The organism is Nitrospirillum amazonense (assembly GCF_007828035.1).
In the GTDB taxonomy this organism is placed as follows: domain Bacteria; phylum Pseudomonadota; class Alphaproteobacteria; order Azospirillales; family Azospirillaceae; genus Nitrospirillum; species Nitrospirillum amazonense.
The window spans coordinates 147,699-164,530 of the sequence record NZ_VITV01000005.1 but is presented as its reverse complement, the minus strand read 5'-3'; the positions used below and the strand labels follow the sequence as shown (position 1 = coordinate 164,530).

Sequence of the window (16,832 nt, the reverse complement as noted above, 5' to 3'; positions counted from 1 at the left end):
GAGGCCGGCTCGCCATTGGTTGGCCGGCATGAAGGTTGACGGGTTGCGACGGGGGCGGGTGACCGCCCCCGTTCAGCTTTTCCGCCGTTTACAGTCTTCCAGAGAGTATCGTTATGGAAACCGCCACGCGCATCTGCGTCGGGCAGTTCGTGGGCAGCCACGGGGTGCGCGGCCGCGTCAAGGTGAAGAGCTATACGGCCGTGCCGGAGTCGCTGTTCGCCTATGGCCAGCTGACCGACGAATCGGGCGCCCGCGCCTTCGCCCTGACCATGACCGGCATGGGCAAGGATCACTTCCTGGCGGAATTGCAGGGCGTGCGCGACCGTGACGCCGCCGACGCCCTGAAGGGCACGCGGCTGTACATCAACCGCGACCAGCTGCCGGCGACCGACGACGAGGATGAGTTCTACCACGCCGACCTGATCGGCCTGGTGGCGACCACCGCCGATGGCGAGCCCTTCGGCGAGATCAAGGCCATCTACGATTTCGGTGGCGGCGACATGCTGGAGATCGCGCACGCGGCCTCCGGCAAGATGGTCACCATCCCCTTCACCCGCGCCGCCGTTCCGGTGGTGGACGTGAAGGCGGGGATCGTCACGGTTGAGCCGCCGGCCGGCCTGTTCGAGAAGGTCAAGCCGACACCGGAGGAATTGGCCGAGATGGAAGGCGGCCCCGCCGCTGACGAGGCGGTGGCGTCGGAAGGCGGCGTGCCCGAGGCCCACGAGGCCAATGGTGACGAAGAGGCCTGATTCGATGACGGCCGGCTGGCATGTGACGGTGCTGACCCTGTTCCCGGAGATGTTTCCGGGACCGCTGGGCATGAGCCTTGCGGGGAAAGCGCTTGAAAATGGCACCTGGTCGCTGGAATCAGTGGACATCCGGTCGTTCGCGAGCGATAAGCATCGCTCCGTGGACGACACCCCGTTCGGCGGCGGACCAGGCATGGTCATGCGGCCCGACGTCCTGGATGCAGCGCTGACCGCCAGCCGGTCGCGGTTGAGCCAGGACCAGAGGGAACGGGGCCGGGCGATCTACCTCTCGCCGCGTGGACGTGTGCTGGACCAGGCGCTGGTACGGGAACTCGTATCGGTGCCCAGCCTCACCGTGTTGTGCGGGCGGTACGAGGGGGTGGATGAGCGGGTCCTGGAAGCGCAGGGCCTCGAGGAAGTGAGCCTCGGGGATTTTGTGCTTTCCGGGGGTGAGCCCGCGGCGCTGTGCCTGATCGACGCCTGCGTCCGGCTATTGCCGGGCGTCATGGGCAACGTCGAGACGGCGGGCGAAGAGAGTTTCGAGCGGGGATTGCTGGAGTATCCCCACTATACGCGGCCAGCCATCTGGCAGGACCGCGCGGTGCCTGAGGTTCTACTCTCCGGGCACCATGAGAAGGTGAAAGCCTGGCGGTTGGCCGAGGCGGAGCGCATCACCAGGGACCGGCGACCGGACCTGTGGCAGCGCTACGAGGAGAGCCGGCCCAAGGCCGAAGCCAAGAGCCGCCGCCGGCGCAAGCCGCGAAGCGGTTCGACCCTAGGGGATGGCGTTTCCCTGGTGGACCCCACCGCGGAAACGGCGCCTGTGCCAAACCTGGATTGACCGCCGTGAGGCTGGCCATTGTCATCATGTGGAGTTGAGTGCCATGAACATCATCCAGAAGCTCGAGCAAGAGCAGATTGAAAAGCTGACCGCCACCCGTGCGGTCCCGGAATTCTCCCCGGGCGACACCGTGAAGGTGAACGTGAAGGTCGTCGAAGGCTCGCGTGAGCGCGTGCAGGCCTACGAAGGCGTCGTGATCGCCCGCCGCAACGCCGGCGTGAACTCCAGCTTCACCGTCCGCAAGATCAGCTACGGCGAAGGCGTGGAGCGTGTGTTCCCGCTGTACAGCCCGCGCCTGGACAGCATCGAGGTCATCCGCAAGGGTGACGTGCGCCGCGCCAAGCTGTACTACCTGCGCGATCGCCGCGGCAAGTCGGCCCGCATCTCCGAGCGCACCACCGGCCGCGGCATGAACAACAAGGACGCCTGAGGCGCCCTGTTGTGAAGCCCAGGCGGCCGCCTTCAGGCGCCGCCCCGGTTTTCAGGCCCAGTATGGCAGCACCCGCCGGACCGCACGTCCGGCGGGTGCTTCCGTTTTGGGGCGGGCGATCACGGTTCCCAGACAGGCGGGGTTCCGATCGCCGACCGCAAGCCATCGATGAAGGCGCGCAGCTTGGCCGATGGCTCCTGCAAGGCCCGGAGCAGGAAGATGCCCTGTGGGTCCCTTGCCCAGGGCTCCCCGTCCAGCGCGAGCCGTTTGAGGTTGCCGGCGCGAACATCGGGCCCCACCACCCAGCTGGGCAGGAAAGCCACGCCCACGCCCTCAAGGGCGGCAAGCCGTAGCGCCTCGAAGTCGTCGGACCGAAAGACGACCGCGCCACAGCTCGGCTGGCCCGCCGCGTCGCCCAGCACGTCGGCCCAGCCCAGGAGGTCGGCGCCGTGCAGCTTGTCGAGCAGCCGATGGCTGCGCAAATTGTCGATACCGTTCGGCGTGCCGTGCCGGGCCAGATAACCGGGGGCGGCGACCGCCAGCCGGGATTGATCGGCGAGCTTGGTGGCAATCAAGGCGCTGTCGGCAAGGTGCCCGATGCGGATGACGGCGTCGAGGCGATCGCGCACCGGGTCGGCCAGGCGCTCCGTCAAATCCAGTTCCACCGACAGGCCGGGATGGTCCCGCATCAGGGCGCCCGCCACCGGGAGAACGTACCGCTTGCCGAAGGTGGGAAAGCAGGCGACGCGCAGGACGCCGGCGATCGCCCCGTCGAACGCGGCGATTTCGGCATGAACGTCGACAAGATCATCGATCAGGCGCTGGCCGCGCTCGAACAGTCTTTCCCCGGCGTCCGTCATCGCCAGCGCCCGGGTGGAGCGCACCAGCACCCTAACCCCCAGGTCATACTCCAACGCGTCGATCTGCCGGACGATGGCCGATGGCGTCACCCCCCGCCGGCGGGCGGCGCCTGAGAAGCTTCCCGCCCGCACGACGTCGACGAAAACGGCCACGAACTCGGCGAACCTCGGGTCCTTCATCTTTGCTCCACAGGCAAAACCATTTCGAGGAATGGCCGCGTTATCAGGCGCCGCCTCTGGCTGCATGGTTGGGCCCATCGGACGCGGCACTCCGCCCGCCCGAGCCAACCCAACCAGGAGACGCCGCCATGGCCATCGTCCTCGACCGCATCCTATCCCAGTCCGCGTATAGCCATGAAGTCGATGTTCCGATTGAAAAAATCGACATCGCCGACTGGCTGTTCACCCTGCCTGAGGCGGAATACCTGCGGTGTTGCGCCCCCGATCACATCGCCGCCGGGGTGACGACCACCGACGACGGACGGCGCATGTCCATCAATGTGGAGATGATCGGAACCGGCCTGGTGGTGCAGCATTACGTGGCCGAGGAGGCGGGCAAGACCTACTGCCGCATGAATTCAATCTCGGACGTCTTCACCGCCAACGGTCGCACCCAGGTGAACGTCGTCTGGGAACTGATGGCCGAAGCGATCGACGGCAATCGCACCCGGTACACCAACCGTGTGACCGCCCACCCCACCGACGCCTTCATGGATTTCCTGGCGCAGCATGGCATCGCCTATGAGGACGCCGCCGCGGCGCGCCAAGCCGCCGGCGGTGACCACAACCGCCGCGAAACCCCCTTGTTCGCCGAGAGCATCGCCCGCCGCGCCCTGGCCAATGCCAAGGAGGCGGTGTCGTGAGAGCCATCGCCTATGACCGCTTCGGCCCGCCGGACGTGCTTCGGCTGGTTGAGGCGCCCGCGCCGCAGGTCCGCCCCCATGACCTGCTGGTTCGGGTAGCGGCGGCGGGAATCAACCGGGCCGACCTGATGCAGCGCGCCGGCTTCTACGGCGGCCAGACCTTCGGCGACAGTCCCCTGCTGGGTCTGGAACTCGCCGGCGAGGTCATCGAGGTCGGCCCCAGCGTCACGGACATGCGGGTGGGGGATCGGGTGATGGCCATCGTTGGCGGCGGAGCCTATGCCGAGGTCGCCCGCGTCGATCGCGGCATGGCCGTGAGGGTGCCGGATGGACTGCCGCTGACGGAGGCGGCCGGGGTCATGGAGGCCTTCGTCACCGCCTGGGAGGCGGTGGCGCATCTGGCGGGGGTCCAGCCCGGGCAGCGGGTGCTGATCCACGCGGCGGCCGGCGGCATCGGTTCGGCCGCCGTGCAGGTTGCCCGCACCCTGGGCGCCACCGTCTACGCCACGGCCTCGGCCCAGCGGGCGGCGGACGTGCGGGGCCTGGGTGCCGCCGCCGTGATCGATTATCGCGCCACCGATTTCGAGACGGAGGTTTCCCGCCTCACGGAGACCGCGGGGGTGCATGCGGTGATTGACTTCATCGGCGGCGACTATCTGGTGCGGAACCTCAGGAGCCTGACGCCCGGCGGTACGCTGGTCCAGGTCGGTGTCCTCAGTGGCGATGCCGACACGCCGATCCCGCTCGACCTGGTGCTGCACCACCACCTCCGCCTCATTGGAACGGTGATGAAGTCACGGACGCCGGAGGAGAAGCGTGCCATGGTCGCCCGTTTCGCGGCGGGTGCCCTGCCCCGCTTGGCGAGTGGTGAGGTTCATCCGGTGATCGACCGCGTATTGCCGCTTGAGCAAGCGGCCGCGGCGCACCAAAAGATGGAACGCGGCGGCGGCTTCGGGAAGATCATCCTGGCGGCCGGAAAAGGGTGACCGCCCTCAAAACGCCACGCTTCCGCCCCAAGGCCGCCGCCGTCCACGCGCATCCCTCGGCATGGATGGGGACGCGCATAGGATGCGGAAGGGGGCGCCATGGCAAAGCGATGGTGGTGCGTGGGTGGGGTTCTGCTGGGGCTGTCGGCGTGCGCGACACCGGAAACGGGGCTGGTTCCGCCGGCGCCCCCACCCCTTACGGCGCAAACCTTCGCGGGGCAGACCGGGAGCGCGCGGGGCAATTATCCCGGCTTCCAAATTGATGAAACCTATATGCCCCGCCCGCCCCTCATGGGTCCCTGCACGGTGTTCGTGTGGGACCGTCCCTTACCCGGGGGTTGGGCCTTACGGGCCAAGTCCGCCTCCTGCCCCGATCCGGGCAAGCCCGGGTTCCAGCTGCCCGTAGACCTGGGGCAGAGCTTCCTTGCGCTATCCGACAGCACGCTGGCCCATGGCTGGGACATGCCGCCGGAGCCTGACCGGCCGCCCACGGCGCCCAGCGCCCGCCTTCCCAAGGTGGACAAGGGACCGTGAACGCCTCACGGCGTGAGATCCAGGAAGCGGGTGGGTGACAGGTCCAGGGGGTTGGGGACCCAGCCGGTGACGCGGGGTGACACCAGGCGCCGCATGGTCTTGTGGAACAGGGGGATGACGGGCGTGTCGTCCATCATCAGGCGCTCCGCCCGGCGCAGCAGGCCGGCGCGGCGGCCGGGATCGGGCTCGCCGTTCGCCTCCTCCATCAGCGCGTCGAACAGCGGATTGCGGTAGCTGGCATAGTTCTCCTGCCCGGCATCGCCCCGCATCAGCGCCAGGAAGCTGTTGGCGTCGGCGTAGTCACCGATCCAGGAGGCGAAGACCACGTCCTTGAAGGTCTTCGCGTTCGACTGGGCGGCCACGACGCGGAAGTCCTGGGCGTCCAAGCGCACCTCCACCCCCAGCACGTCATGCCATTGCCGGGCCACCGCCACGGCCACGGCCTGCCAGTTGGCGCCTGTGGGGAACAGGAGGGAAATGGGCGGCAGCGTCCTGCCCCCCGGACCACCCTTGGAACCGGCACCGGGACCGTAACCGGCCTCCACCAGCAAGGCACGCGCCTGCCGCTCACGCTCGGCCTGCGGCTGGTCGCGCCAGGCGGGCCAGCCCGGTTCATAGCCGGTGATGCCCGGGCCGGGCGCCAGGCGCGGCACATAGCTGTAGGCCGGCTTCTCCCCGCCCAGCACGCGGTTGGCCAGCGCCTCGCGGTCGACCGCCAGGGTCAGGGCTTCGCGCAAGGCCGGTGAGGACTTCCACGGCTCATTGCGCAGGTTGAAGCTGAGGAAATAGGTGTCGTAGGTGTCGCCGCTGACGAAAGCCTCCTTCAGCGCCGACCGCGCCCACGCCACCTGATCTATGGGCAGTTCGTAGGTGGTCTGCACCTGCCCATCGCGGAACAGCCGCATCTCCGCCGCGCGATCCTCTAGCGGCAAATCCCGCACCACGGCGATGGGAACCTTGGCTTGGTCGTAATAGACCGGGTTGCGCACCAGGGTCAGGTGGTCGCGCGGCACGTTTTCCGCCAGCACGTAGGCGCCGCTGGAGACGTAGTGGCCAGGCTCGGTGAAGGCGTCGCCTTGGGTCTGCACGCTGGCCTTCTGCACGGCGAACAGGGCCTGATGCTGCAGCATGGCCAGGAAATAGGCTGTGGGCCGCACCAGTTCCACCTGGAAGGTGGTGGCATCCAACGCCGTCACGCCCAGGCGGCTGACGTCCTTGATCGTCCCCTTGGTGATGGCCTCGCCATTCACCACGATCCACATGTAATAGGCGTAGGGTGCCGCCGTGCGCGGATCCGCCAGGCGGCGCCAGGAGAAGACGAAATCATCCGCCGTGACGGGCGTGCCATCCGACCATTTGGCATCCGCCCGCAGCTTGAAGGTGTAGATGCGCCCGTCAGGGGAAACAGTCCAGCTTTCCGCCAGGGCCGGTCGGGCCCCGCCTCGTCCGTCGGGGGCCAGCAATCCTTCCAGCAGGTCGTCAATCACCAGGCTTTCGGAGGAAAGGTCGGCGCGCTGCGGATCCAACGTCACCGGCGCGCCGCCGATGGAGCGCACCAGAATCTTGGCCGCTACCGCACCGGACGGGGCCGCACCGGACGGGGCCGCGTCGGATCGGGCCGCGCTGGACGGGGCCGCGTGGGCCGCCGCGGGCCACAAGGGGTTGTTCAGCGCGGCGAAGCCGGCCAACAGCGCCAAGCGGGCCGCCCAGACGCGGCAGCGCCCGGCCCGGCAATGCAACGATGCCCCCATATGCACGGCCCCCCAAAGCCCCATCCCCAGCCCGGGTCCGGAACCGGGCCCCCTCACGGTAGTGGCGCGTCCCCGCCGGGGCAAGCGCCGGCTGCCGTCAACGACCGGCGGACGCCGGGTCTACGGGCGCTGACGGCGGGGTCGCGGCGGGCGGCTGGGGCGCCACCTTGGGCAGGCGCAGGAAAAAGCGCGTGCCCCGGCCGGGTGCGCTGTCCACCTCGATGCGGCCGCCCAGGGTGCGGGTCACCAGGTTGAACACAATGTTGAGGCCCAGGCCCGTGCTGCCGGCCCCCCGCCGGGTGGTGAAGAAGGGATCGAAGATGCGGGGCAGGGCATCGGCCGGGATGCCCTTGCCGTCATCGGCGAACAGAATCTCCACATGCTCCACCGGCGGCCGGCCGATGGCCGACGGCGGCGACGGCAGGGGGGAGACGGTGATGGTCAGGCGTCCCGCCTGCCCCGGGGCGTAGGCATGCAGCGTGGCGTTGACGATCAGGTTGGTCAGAACCTGGCTGAGCGCCCCGGGATAGGTGTCCAGCACCAGGCCGGCTGGGCAGTCTATGGTCAGCACATGGCCCGGCCGCTTCCATTGCGGACCCAGGCTGATGGCGATTTCCTCCAGGTAAGGCTTCAGCGACAGCACCCGGCGTTCGTCGCTGGTCTGGTCGACGGCGATGTTCTTGAAGCTCTGCACCAGGCGGGAGGCGCGCCCCGCGTTGACGGTCATCAGGTTGGCCGTCTCCTCCACCAGGTCCAGGAACTCCATCAGCGCCGTCCGGCGCGGCGGGCCATTGGCGAGATCGTTACGGAATTCCCGCAGGCGGTCGGCCAGGAAGGTGGCGGCGGTATAGCTGATGCCCACCGGCGTGTTCAGCTCATGCGCCACCCCGGCCACCAGTTCGCCCAGTGAGGCCAGCTTTTCCGCCTGCACCAGGCTCTCCTGGGTGTCGCGCAATTCCTGCAGCGCCCGCGCGGTCTCCGCATGGGCCCGTGCCGTTTCCTCCTCATGGCGGTAGCGTTCGGTGACGTCGTTGTAGATCGACACCCAGCCCAGTCCCGGCATGCGGTTGCGGCGGAACTCGACGATGCGCCCATCCTCGCCGCCGATATGGATGGTGCCGCTGCCCTCCGCCCGCTCCCCATCCGGCCGGCCCTCGGCCCGATAGCGCAGCAGCTGCCACTGCACCAGCAGCTCCCGTTCCTCGTCACTGGGGGTCAGCTGCGGCGGGCGGGCGGCCTGCAGGGCCAGCAGCCGGCCCAGCCAAGGCACGGCGGCGGCAGCCTGGGCGTCGAGCTGGGTGGGGTCCAGCCGGATGGCGTCGTAATCACCCCGGCGGGACTGCCATCGGGCAAGGTCCGGCATGTTGGGATAGGCGCGGATGATCTCATCCGTGGCGCCGCCGATGGCAGGCCAGTTGCGACTCCACACCACGAAATTGAAGCGCTCGTCCATCACCATAAAGCCGCCCGGCACCGCCTCCATGGCGGCGCTGAGGATGGCGGACTTGCGCCGCAGTTCCTCCTCCACCAGGCGGCGGTCGGTGATATCGCTGTAGCTCAGCACGATGCCGCCGCCGGGGATGCGTTCCTCCACCGCGCGGTACCAGCGGTCGCCGATCAGCCCCTCGCGGGCGATGCCGCGCTGGGACAGGCGGCGGGCGATGTAGGCTTCCGGGTCCGCTTCCGCCTGGGGCACCTGGCCGGCGGCGATGGAATGGCGCAGCAAATCCTCGAACCGCCAACCCAGAATGACGCCCGGCGCCGGCGAGCGGGGGAACATTTCATGATAGCGGTCGTTGGCGAACACCACGCGGTCGTCGGGCCCGAAGACGACGATGGCTTGGGAAAAGCGCTGCAGCACGGCGTAGAGCTGGGCCGCCATGGCCGGCGACGGTTCGGGTGCCGCAGGGCCCTGGGCCTGTGGGGCTCGGGCCTGTGGGGTTTGGGCTTGCGGGGCCCCGGACGGGTCAGTGTCGCTGTGCGCTGTCATGCCGTCCCTGATGCCTCCCGCTGTGTCCCGGGTACGGGGTCAGACTATCCGCTGTGAATGGGCAATTTCAATCAGACTTACTCTTTTTGCGTGCAATGGCCGAAGGTGCGGCACGGCCTTGCATGGGGTAGCCTGCACCAGACGCGACGCGGGGGCCAGGACGACGCACACGGAACCTTGTTGCGCCCGCCTCACGCATGTTCTACCTCTCGCGCTGTCGTCCGGCCGCTATCCGGATAACGTAGGTTTCGCCAACGTTCACGGGTGCTATACCCCTGGGCGATATCAGGCTATACGTGCCCCCGTGCCGCCCCGCTGTAGGCTGCCCCGACCCGGGCGCCAGGGGAACCGGGTTTTCAAGGAGAGTGCGAGCAATGCCGTATGTCGTGACCGAGCAGTGCATCAAGTGCAAGTACACCGACTGCGTGGAAGTCTGCCCCGTGGACTGCTTCTACGAGGGTGACAACATGCTGGTCATCCACCCCGACGAATGCATCGACTGCGGCGTCTGCGAGCCGGAATGCCCGGCCGAGGCCATCCTGCCGGACACCGACGGCCGCGCCGAGGAGTGGCTGGAGATGAACCGGCAGTACGCCGCCGCCTGGCCGAACCTGAACCGTAAGAAGGCGGCGCCCGCCGACGCCGACGCCTTCAAGGGCGTGCCGGACAAGTTCAAGACCTATTTCAGCGACAAGCCGGGCAGCGGCAACTGAGATTGGCATGAGGCGCCGCCGTCCCCGGGACGCGCGGCGCTTTTTCTTACTCTTTCGGCCGGCCTGCCTAAATCTTCGGCGGCCCCTGCCCAAGACATGCGCGATTCGCATGTCCGACATCCTGGCCTATGCCGGGAACTTAAGTCGAACACGGTCTTGTCGACCTGTCATCGCACCGTCATATCGAGTATAGTCCTGGACGCGAGGATCGGCACGCCGTTCGCGAACGCTTAAGTGCGTGCCACGTTCCCCCAGCGCCTTCGTGCTGTTCGTCCCTTGTCGCGGCCCCCTGCCGGGCCGACAGCGACCTTTGCATGCCGTTCCCGGCGCCCAGGCCCGTCTTCCCCAAGGCGGGACTTTAAAAGCCGAATTGTGAGAGCCGATCCAAATGACCGATAAGCTCGATTTCGTCACTGGTGATTACGTCGTTTACCCTGCCCACGGGGTGGGACGCATCGTGGCCATCGAAAAGCACGCCATCGCCGATATGGAGGTGGTGCTGTACGCCATCACCTTCGAGAAGGAGCGGATGACGCTGAAGGTGCCGGTGATGAAGGCCAAGAACGCCGGCCTGCGCCGCCTGTCCAGCAAGGATCGGATCAAGGACGCGATGGAGACCCTGCAGGGCCCGTCCAAGATCAAGCGCATCATGTGGAGCCGCCGCGCCCAGGAGTATGAGGCCAAGATCAACTCCGGCGACCCTGTGTCCATCGCCGAGGTGGTGCGCGATCTGCACCGCGGCACCGATCAGTCCGACCAGTCCTACAGCGAACGGCAGATCTACCACGCCGCGCTGGAGCGCTTGGCCCGGGAGCTGGCCGCCGTCGAGAAGATCGATGAGCGCAAGGCGACCGAGCGGCTGGAGGCCGTGCTGGCGAAGGCGGCCTAAGCCATCCGCCGCAAGGTCCGCCGGTATCCGCCCATTGGGGGTACGGTTCGCTGGCATCACTATACTTAGTGGAAAAAGGGGTGATCGGGCTCGATCGCCCCTTTTTTCATGGGGCGGCGGCGCATACACTGGTCGGCAACTTCCTCTGCCGATCTGACCCAACGCATGAACGAACAAGAGCGCTTTGTCGTGCTGGGCCGTCCACGGCGCATCTGGGCCGTGGGGGCGATCCATGGCGACGTCGACCGGCTGGCCGCCCTGCACGACGACATCGGCGCGCGTTTCCAGCCGGGTGACCGGCTGATCTACCTGGGCAACCTGATCGGCCGCGGCCCCCGCGTGCGGGACACGATGGATGAACTGTTGTCCTTCCGCCGCGCCGTCCTGTCTGTGCGCGGCGTCATCGTCAGCGATCTGGTCTATCTGCGCGGCGGGCAGGAGGAGATGTGGCAGAAGCTGCTGCAGCTGCAGTTCGCCCCCAATCCCGCCGAAGTGCTGCAGTGGATGATGACCCAGGGCGTGGACGCCACGCTGGCGGCCTATGGCGGCAGCGCCTACCAAGGGGTGGCCGCCGCCCGCGACGGCGCCGTCTCGCTGGCCCGCTGGACCGGACAGCTGCGCGCCGCCCAGCGCGCCGCCCCCGGTCACGACACCCTGTTCGCGGCATTGCGCCGCGCCGCCTATACCGAGCGGCGGCAGGAGCGGCTGCCCGAACTGCTGTTCGTGAACGCCGGCATCGACACCTCGCGCCCGCTGGCCGCCCAGGGCGACAGCTTCTGGTGGGGGGGCGGCGCCTGGTCCCGCATCGATGGCCCCTACGCCGGCTTCGGCCGGGTGGTGCGCGGCTACGATCCCGGCCACGGCGGGCTGGCGGCCACGCCCGCCACCGTGACCCTGGACGGCGGCTGCGGCTTCAGCGGCACCTTGGCCTGCGGCTGCTTCGGCCCCGATGGCGAATTGCTGGAAGTGGTCGAGGTCTGACCATCCCACAGGTTGACGGCGGCCGCCCGCCCCCTCACTTAAGGGACGACCCGAACAGGAGCCTTCCCCTTGTCCCGCATCGATGAAACCCGCCCCTTCCTGCCGGTGCAGATCGCCGTGATGACGGTATCCGACACCCGCGACCCGGCGACCGACAAGTCCGGCGACACCCTGGTGGAGCGGCTGACCGGCGCCGGCCACGTGCTGGTTGCCCGCACCATCGTGAAGGACGACCAGGCGGCCATCACGGACCAGCTGCGGGCCTGGATATCGGACCCGGCGGTGGACGTCGTCATCTCCACCGGCGGCACCGGCCTGACCGGCCGCGACGTGACGCCGGAAGCGTTCGAGAGCGTCTATGAGAAGCGAATCGACGGCTTCGGCGAGATGTTCCGCACCCTGTCCTTTGCCAAGATCGGCACCTCGTCCCTGCAAAGCCGGGCCACCGGCGGGGTCGCGGGCGGCACCTACCTGTTCGCCCTGCCGGGCAGCCCCAGCGCCTGCCGCGACGGCTGGGACCTGATCCTGCAGTACCAGCTGGACAACCGTTTCCGCCCCTGCAACCTGGTGGAAATCATGCCCCGCCTGCAGGAGCACCGCCCCTGAAGACGGGGCGTCAGGCCGCATTCGCCTGCGATTTCGGTTAAGGGCGGCCCCCCGCAGTTGAAGCGCGGGGTGAAAACCTGTATCGATTCAAGGCCCGGCCGGACGCGCCTTTTCCATGCCGTCCAGCCCGAGGCCAGACGCGTTCCGGGGATCCTTTCCCAGGGGATATCGCTTACGGGCGACGGGGACGTGGGCGGCCAGGGATGCCGGCACCAAGAATGCGGGACCAGGAGAACGACCCCATGACGCGAACCTATATCTCGATGGCCAAGACCGGCGGCCAGGGCAAGACGCTGGTGGCCCAGATGCTGGTCCTGCAGCACGAGCAGAAGGGCGCGCCCGTGAAGCTGGCCGCCGCCGACAGCGACACGCTGAACCAGCGGTCCAAGTTCGGCCGCCTGTTCGCGGGTGTGAAGGAACTGGGTATCGGCGAGCAGCTGACCAACATCAAGACCTCGACCGATCCCAACCTGGCCATCAAGTATTGGGATGAGTTCGGCCGCACCCTGCTGGAGGGCGGCTATGTGGTGGATGTGGGTGCCAACGTGGCCGCCGACCTGTTCGCCTGGGCGGAGGCGCGCAACGCCGGCGCCCTGCTGCGCCGCCGCAACAGCAACCCCATCGACCTGATCGTCACCACGAAGGCCGAGGCCCAGGCCATCGAGGACGCCCGCGCCCTGATCCAGTACTCGTTCGACAAGAACGAATGGCTGCCCTTCGGCCGCCGCTTCGTGGTGCTGAACGAGGTCGCCGGCGGCTTCGCCCCGTACGAGAACGACCAGTCCTTCCGCCGCCTGAAAAGCTTCCAGAGCCAGGGCGTCGGCCTCATCACCATCAAGCGCTGCGAAAGCGACATCTGGAAGCTGCTGGAGAAGGAATTCATCTCCGTCCGCGATGCGCTGAAGATGACCGACGCCGACCTGGAAAAGCGCTACGGCATCGACGTGTGGACGGGCCACAGCGGCCTGACCGACCTGCGCGCCTGGGCGCAGGAGACGCTGACCGCGTTCGAGAAGGCCGGCCTGTTCCCCGCTACCGAACGCGCGGACGCCGAGGCGGCCTCAGCCGAGTAAGCGCCCTCCCTTTCCTGAATCGGGCCCGGCCCCGCCCCTTAGCGGGCGGGGCCGGGCCCTTTCCGTTTCAAGGATACCTCGCCCTTGGTCCGTTTCGAGAACGTCGGCCTGCGCTATGGCACCGGGCCCGAGGTGCTGCGCGACATCAGCTTCGAACTGGCGCCCGGGTCCTTTCATTTCCTGACCGGCCCCACCGGCGCCGGCAAATCCAGCCTGCTGAAGCTGCTGTACTTGGCGGAGCGGCCGTCGCGCGGCCTGATCACCCTGCTGGGCCATCCCCTGTCCAAGACCCCGCGCAAGGCCCTGCCGGCCATCCGACGGGAAATCGGCGTGGTGTTCCAGGACTTCCGCCTGATGAACCACCTGACGGTGTTCGACAACGTGGCCCTGCCCCTGCGCCTGGCCGGCCAGGATGAGGCGCACGTGCAGGAAAGCGTGACGGAGCTGCTGTCCTGGGTGGGGCTGAAGGCTAAGCTGGACGAGCGGCCTTTGCGCCTGTCGGGCGGGCAGAAGCAGCTGGTGGCCATCGCCCGCGCCGTCGTCACCCGGCCCAAGCTGATCATCGCCGATGAGCCCACGGGCAACATCGACCGCGAGATGAGCCTGCGCATCATGCGGCTGTTCATCGAGCTGAACAAACTGGGCACCACCTGCTTGGTGGCGACACACGACATGGTGCTGGTCGATCGGCTGCAGAAGCCGGTGATGGAACTATATGAAGGCAAGCTGGCCGATTCCGGCTGGTGGATGGAGGGGGCGGCCAGCAACGCTGTCATCCCCGCCCAGCCGCTGATGCCGGACGATCTCTCGCCGGACTTTTGACCCAGCACAAATCGCCAGAACCACCGCCGGTGTTAAGCTCCCCTTTAGGGTTGCCCCTTTACCCTGGGGTCAGAGGAACAGCGCCCCAAACGCGGAGTCGGCTTTAGGACCGATTCCTGCTATCCAGACGATATAGACATCATCCCCGCCCGGCCCCTTCGCCGCCGGCCCCTGACGGAGTGCACACGCCTGTGACCACCCCTGCCCGCGAGACCCTTCCCGGGGCCGAAAGCCCGGCTGATCACTACCTGGACGATATCCAGGCCACCGGCGCCGTTCCCTTCATCCTGGTGCATCTGGCCTGCCTGGGCGCCATCTGGACGGGGGTCTATTGGCAGGACGTGGCCTTGGCCGTGGGCCTCTACGGCCTGCGCATGTTCGGCATCACCGGCGGCTACCATCGCTATTTCTCGCACCGGGCTTACAAGACCAGCCGCTGGTTCCAGTTCATCCTGGCCTTCATCGCCCAGACGTCGGCCCAGCGCGGCATCCTGTGGTGGGCGGCCAAGCACCGCCACCATCATCGTTATTCCGACACCCCGGCGGATGTGCATTCCCCGGTGCAGCGCGGCTTCTGGTACGCGCACATGGGCTGGATCTTCACCGCGCGCCATGACAAGACCGACCTGGCCGCCGTGCCGGACCTGGCCAAGTTCCCCGAGCTGCGCTTCCTGGACCGGTTCCATTACCTGCCCGCCTTCATCCTGGCCGTCGCCGTGTGGTTCGCGGCCGGCTGGTCGGGCCTGGTGGTGGGCTTCTTCTGGAGCACCATCGCCACCTACCACGGTACCTTCTGCATCAACTCCCTGGCCCATGTATACGGCCGCCGCCGCTACCTGACCGGCGATGACAGCCGCAACAACTGGTGGTTCGCCCTGCTGACCATGGGCGAGGGCTGGCACAACAATCACCACGCCTATCAGAGTGCCGCCTGCCAGGGTTTCCGCTGGTGGGAGGTGGACACCACATACTACATCCTGAAGGCGCTTTCCTGGGTGGGCATCACCTGGGACCTGCACCGCCCGCCGGCTGCCGTGGTGCGGGGCGAGCAGCGTCTGGGCAAGGCCATCATCGAGAAGGCCGCCAGCCAGCTGGTCGCCACCTTCCATGTGGAGCAGATTGCCGCCCGCCTGCAGGCCACCCTGGCCGACACCCCCTCGCTGGCCGACGTGAAGGCCGAGCTGCAGCACAAGCTGCAGAACGCCCGCGCCCAGGCCGAGGCCATGCTGGCCTCGCTGCACATGCCCGAGCTTCATATGCCCGCCATGCCCAGCCTGCCGGAACTGCACATGCCGAGCATGCCCACCCTGCCCACGCGGGAGGAGCTGAAGGAACGGGCCGCCGCCATGTTCGTGCGCACCTCCTCCATGGACGATATCGTCGACCGGGCCCGACAGATGCTGATCGAAGCCGTCTGCGCCCGGCTGGCCGTCGCCGCCGCCTGAGCCGGCCGCCGCCCCAGGGAAAGGCCGCCCCGGAACTGCTGGGGCGGCCTTTTTGCTGCCCGCCACAAGGGCTGGCGGCGCAAATGTTCATGTTGTGTTCTTATTTTGTCGGGCGTAGGCTGCCCTCCGGGTAACGGAGGACGCCATGGTCGACATCCTGGATGACCGCCCGCTGAAGGGCCGGGGCACCATCTCCAACCGGGTGGGCCGGTTCGAGGCCCATGCCCGCATGCGCACCGACGACGGATGGGCCCGGGCGGGCCATGACGGTTGGGATGAAGAGGCGGACCTTGAGATTGCCGCCGCCACGCAGGTGCGCCTGGACGCCTCGCGCAGCGTCATCAGCTACAACGACAGCCCGGACGTGAATTTCGACCGCTCCATCAACCCCTATCGGGGGTGTGAGCATGGCTGCGTCTATTGCTTCGCCCGGCCCAGCCACGCCTATCTGGGCCATTCGCCGGGCCTGGACTTCGAGACTATCCTCTACGCCAAGCGCGAGGCCCCGGCCCTGCTGGCCAAGGAACTGCGGGCCAAGGGCTACACGCCCCAGCCCATCGCCCTGGGCGCCAACACCGACGCCTACCAGCCCATCGAGCGGACGGAGCGCATCACCCGCGGCGTGCTGGAGGTGCTGCGCGATTTCCGCCATCCGGTGGGCATCATCACCAAGTCGCCCCTGGTGCTGCGCGACTTGGACATCCTGGCGCCCATGGCGGCCGACGGCCTGGCGCGTGTCTCCATCTCCATCACCACCCTGGACCGCGACCTGGCCCGCAAGCTGGAACCGCGCGCCGGCACGCCACAGCGCCGGCTGGACGCGGTGCGCCAGCTGTCGCAGGCGGGCGTGCCCGTCAGCGTCCTGGCCTCCCCCATGATCCCGGCGCTGAACGACGCGGAGCTGGAGGGTATCCTGGCCGCGGCCAAGGACGCGGGGGCCAGCCAGGGCCACTACATCCTGCTGCGCCTGCCCCGGGAACTGGGCGACCTGATGGAGGAGTGGCTCCGCCTGCACGTGCCCGACCGGGCCGACCGTGTGCTGAGCCTGATCCGCCAGTGCCGCGACGGCGGCCGCAACCATGCCGAATTCGGCACCCGCATGCGGGGCACCGGCGTCTACGCCCAGTTGCTGAACGCTCGTTACAAGCTGGCGGTCAAGCGCCTCGGCCTGGACCAGCGGCGCTGGAGCATGCGCTGCGATCTGTTCCGGCCCCCGCCCCAGGCGGGGGATCAGCTGGCGTTGTTTTGAATATGAAATGACGAAGGCCGGCCCCGTGAGGAACCGGCCTTCGCTCACAC

General features: G+C 68.0%; 17 protein-coding genes. 14 read left to right on the top strand and 3 right to left on the bottom strand.

Translation table 11 applies throughout. The features are described from left to right. Positions 1 to 113 precede the first annotated feature (113 nt). The 3 genes from rimM to rplS are packed head-to-tail and all read left to right on the top strand — an operon-like array spanning position 114 to position 2,020. On the top strand, positions 114 to 749 hold the full coding sequence (rimM, locus tag FBZ87_RS15885) for a ribosome maturation factor RimM (RefSeq protein ID WP_145611278.1): 636 nt from the start codon (positions 114 to 116) through the stop codon (positions 747 to 749). 4 nt (positions 750 to 753) lie between these two features. Further along, positions 754 to 1,590, top strand: a complete 837-nt coding sequence (trmD, locus tag FBZ87_RS15880) for a tRNA (guanosine(37)-N1)-methyltransferase TrmD (RefSeq protein ID WP_145611277.1) — start codon at positions 754 to 756, stop codon at positions 1,588 to 1,590. A 43-nt stretch (positions 1,591 to 1,633) separates the two neighbouring features. Then, positions 1,634 to 2,020, top strand: coding sequence for a 50S ribosomal protein L19 (gene rplS, locus FBZ87_RS15875; RefSeq protein ID WP_145611276.1), 387 nt, complete (start codon positions 1,634 to 1,636; stop codon positions 2,018 to 2,020). A gap of 119 nt (positions 2,021 to 2,139) precedes the next feature. Here the strand turns inward: rplS and FBZ87_RS15870 are convergent, their stop codons facing one another. Next, positions 2,140 to 3,060: a LysR family transcriptional regulator gene (locus FBZ87_RS15870; protein WP_145611275.1), complete on the bottom strand. Its 921-nt coding sequence runs from the start codon at positions 3,058 to 3,060 to the stop codon at positions 2,140 to 2,142. A gap of 128 nt (positions 3,061 to 3,188) precedes the next feature. On the opposite strand from FBZ87_RS15870, the gene FBZ87_RS15865 reads away from it, so the two are divergent. The 3 genes from FBZ87_RS15865 to FBZ87_RS15855 all read left to right on the top strand — a co-directional run bounded on the left by FBZ87_RS15865 (position 3,189) and on the right by FBZ87_RS15855 (position 5,263). Further along, complete coding sequence (locus FBZ87_RS15865; RefSeq protein ID WP_145611274.1) at positions 3,189 to 3,743, top strand: hypothetical protein; 555 nt, start codon at positions 3,189 to 3,191, stop codon at positions 3,741 to 3,743. Further along, a complete protein-coding gene (locus FBZ87_RS15860; protein ID WP_145611273.1) occupies positions 3,740 to 4,729 on the top strand; it encodes an NAD(P)H-quinone oxidoreductase in 990 nt (329 codons plus the stop codon). Before FBZ87_RS15865 ends, FBZ87_RS15860 begins: the two co-directional genes overlap by 4 nt. Positions 4,730 to 5,002: 273 nt before the next feature. After that, positions 5,003 to 5,263 carry a hypothetical protein gene (locus FBZ87_RS15855; RefSeq protein WP_145611272.1) on the top strand — a complete coding sequence of 87 codons (261 nt, stop codon included), beginning with the start codon at positions 5,003 to 5,005 and terminating at the stop codon, positions 5,261 to 5,263. Between the two features lie 5 nt (positions 5,264 to 5,268). Here FBZ87_RS15855 and FBZ87_RS15850 read toward each other — a convergent pair whose 3' ends face one another. Both FBZ87_RS15850 and FBZ87_RS15845 read right to left on the bottom strand, forming a co-directional pair. Then, entirely contained in the window at positions 5,269 to 7,014 is a 1,746-nt protein-coding gene (locus FBZ87_RS15850) for a peptide ABC transporter substrate-binding protein (protein WP_145611271.1), read from the bottom strand. A 97-nt stretch (positions 7,015 to 7,111) separates the two neighbouring features. Next, the gene (locus FBZ87_RS15845) at positions 7,112 to 8,896 is read right to left on the bottom strand and encodes a sensor histidine kinase (RefSeq protein WP_186454789.1); all 1,785 of its coding nucleotides are present in this window, start codon (positions 8,894 to 8,896) and stop codon (positions 7,112 to 7,114) included. 482 nt (positions 8,897 to 9,378) lie between these two features. Between FBZ87_RS15845 and fdxA the strand changes: the two genes are divergently transcribed. From fdxA to FBZ87_RS15805, 8 genes are all read left to right on the top strand, one after another. After that, entirely contained in the window at positions 9,379 to 9,717 is a 339-nt protein-coding gene (fdxA, locus tag FBZ87_RS15840; RefSeq protein WP_004272685.1) for a ferredoxin FdxA, read from the top strand. 388 nt (positions 9,718 to 10,105) lie between these two features. Further along, complete coding sequence (locus tag FBZ87_RS15835) at positions 10,106 to 10,606, top strand: CarD family transcriptional regulator (protein ID WP_040845774.1); 501 nt, start codon at positions 10,106 to 10,108, stop codon at positions 10,604 to 10,606. 165 nt (positions 10,607 to 10,771) lie between these two features. Beyond that, a complete protein-coding gene (locus FBZ87_RS15830; RefSeq protein ID WP_145611269.1) occupies positions 10,772 to 11,587 on the top strand; it encodes a metallophosphoesterase family protein in 816 nt (271 codons plus the stop codon). A 69-nt stretch (positions 11,588 to 11,656) separates the two neighbouring features. Further along, positions 11,657 to 12,193, top strand: a complete 537-nt coding sequence (gene moaB, locus FBZ87_RS15825) for a molybdenum cofactor biosynthesis protein B (RefSeq protein ID WP_145611268.1) — start codon at positions 11,657 to 11,659, stop codon at positions 12,191 to 12,193. A gap of 242 nt (positions 12,194 to 12,435) precedes the next feature. Then, on the top strand, positions 12,436 to 13,266 hold the full coding sequence (locus FBZ87_RS15820; protein ID WP_246134431.1) for a hypothetical protein: 831 nt from the start codon (positions 12,436 to 12,438) through the stop codon (positions 13,264 to 13,266). A gap of 84 nt (positions 13,267 to 13,350) precedes the next feature. Further along, complete coding sequence (gene ftsE / locus FBZ87_RS15815) at positions 13,351 to 14,088, top strand: cell division ATP-binding protein FtsE (protein ID WP_088872023.1); 738 nt, start codon at positions 13,351 to 13,353, stop codon at positions 14,086 to 14,088. Between the two features lie 191 nt (positions 14,089 to 14,279). Then, positions 14,280 to 15,533 carry an acyl-CoA desaturase gene (locus FBZ87_RS15810; protein ID WP_246134430.1) on the top strand — a complete coding sequence of 418 codons (1,254 nt, stop codon included), beginning with the start codon at positions 14,280 to 14,282 and terminating at the stop codon, positions 15,531 to 15,533. Between the two features lie 145 nt (positions 15,534 to 15,678). Next, positions 15,679 to 16,782: a PA0069 family radical SAM protein gene (locus FBZ87_RS15805; RefSeq protein WP_145611265.1), complete on the top strand. Its 1,104-nt coding sequence runs from the start codon at positions 15,679 to 15,681 to the stop codon at positions 16,780 to 16,782. The last annotated feature ends 50 nt before the right edge of the window (positions 16,783 to 16,832 follow it).

Bases quoted from the DNA above. Each gene is read 5' to 3' on its own strand.
- FBZ87_RS15805 (WP_145611265.1), top strand. From the start codon at position 15,679: ATGGTCGACATCCTGGATGACCGCCCGCTGAAGGGCCGGGGCACCATC.
- FBZ87_RS15835 (WP_040845774.1), top strand. From the start codon at position 10,106: ATGACCGATAAGCTCGATTTCGTCACTGGTGATTACGTCGTTTACCCT.
- FBZ87_RS15870 (WP_145611275.1), bottom strand. From the start codon at position 3,060: ATGAAGGACCCGAGGTTCGCCGAGTTCGTGGCCGTTTTCGTCGACGTC.
- FBZ87_RS15855 (WP_145611272.1), top strand. From the start codon at position 5,003: ATGCCCCGCCCGCCCCTCATGGGTCCCTGCACGGTGTTCGTGTGGGAC.
- FBZ87_RS15820 (WP_246134431.1), top strand. From the start codon at position 12,436: ATGACGCGAACCTATATCTCGATGGCCAAGACCGGCGGCCAGGGCAAG.
- rimM (WP_145611278.1), top strand. From the start codon at position 114: ATGGAAACCGCCACGCGCATCTGCGTCGGGCAGTTCGTGGGCAGCCAC.
- FBZ87_RS15865 (WP_145611274.1), top strand. From the start codon at position 3,189: ATGGCCATCGTCCTCGACCGCATCCTATCCCAGTCCGCGTATAGCCAT.
- FBZ87_RS15830 (WP_145611269.1), top strand. From the start codon at position 10,772: ATGAACGAACAAGAGCGCTTTGTCGTGCTGGGCCGTCCACGGCGCATC.
- FBZ87_RS15845 (WP_186454789.1), bottom strand. From the start codon at position 8,896: ATGGCGGCCCAGCTCTACGCCGTGCTGCAGCGCTTTTCCCAAGCCATC.
- FBZ87_RS15850 (WP_145611271.1), bottom strand. From the start codon at position 7,014: ATGGGGGCATCGTTGCATTGCCGGGCCGGGCGCTGCCGCGTCTGGGCG.
- fdxA (WP_004272685.1), top strand. From the start codon at position 9,379: ATGCCGTATGTCGTGACCGAGCAGTGCATCAAGTGCAAGTACACCGAC.
- trmD (WP_145611277.1), top strand. From the start codon at position 754: ATGACGGCCGGCTGGCATGTGACGGTGCTGACCCTGTTCCCGGAGATG.
- rplS (WP_145611276.1), top strand. From the start codon at position 1,634: ATGAACATCATCCAGAAGCTCGAGCAAGAGCAGATTGAAAAGCTGACC.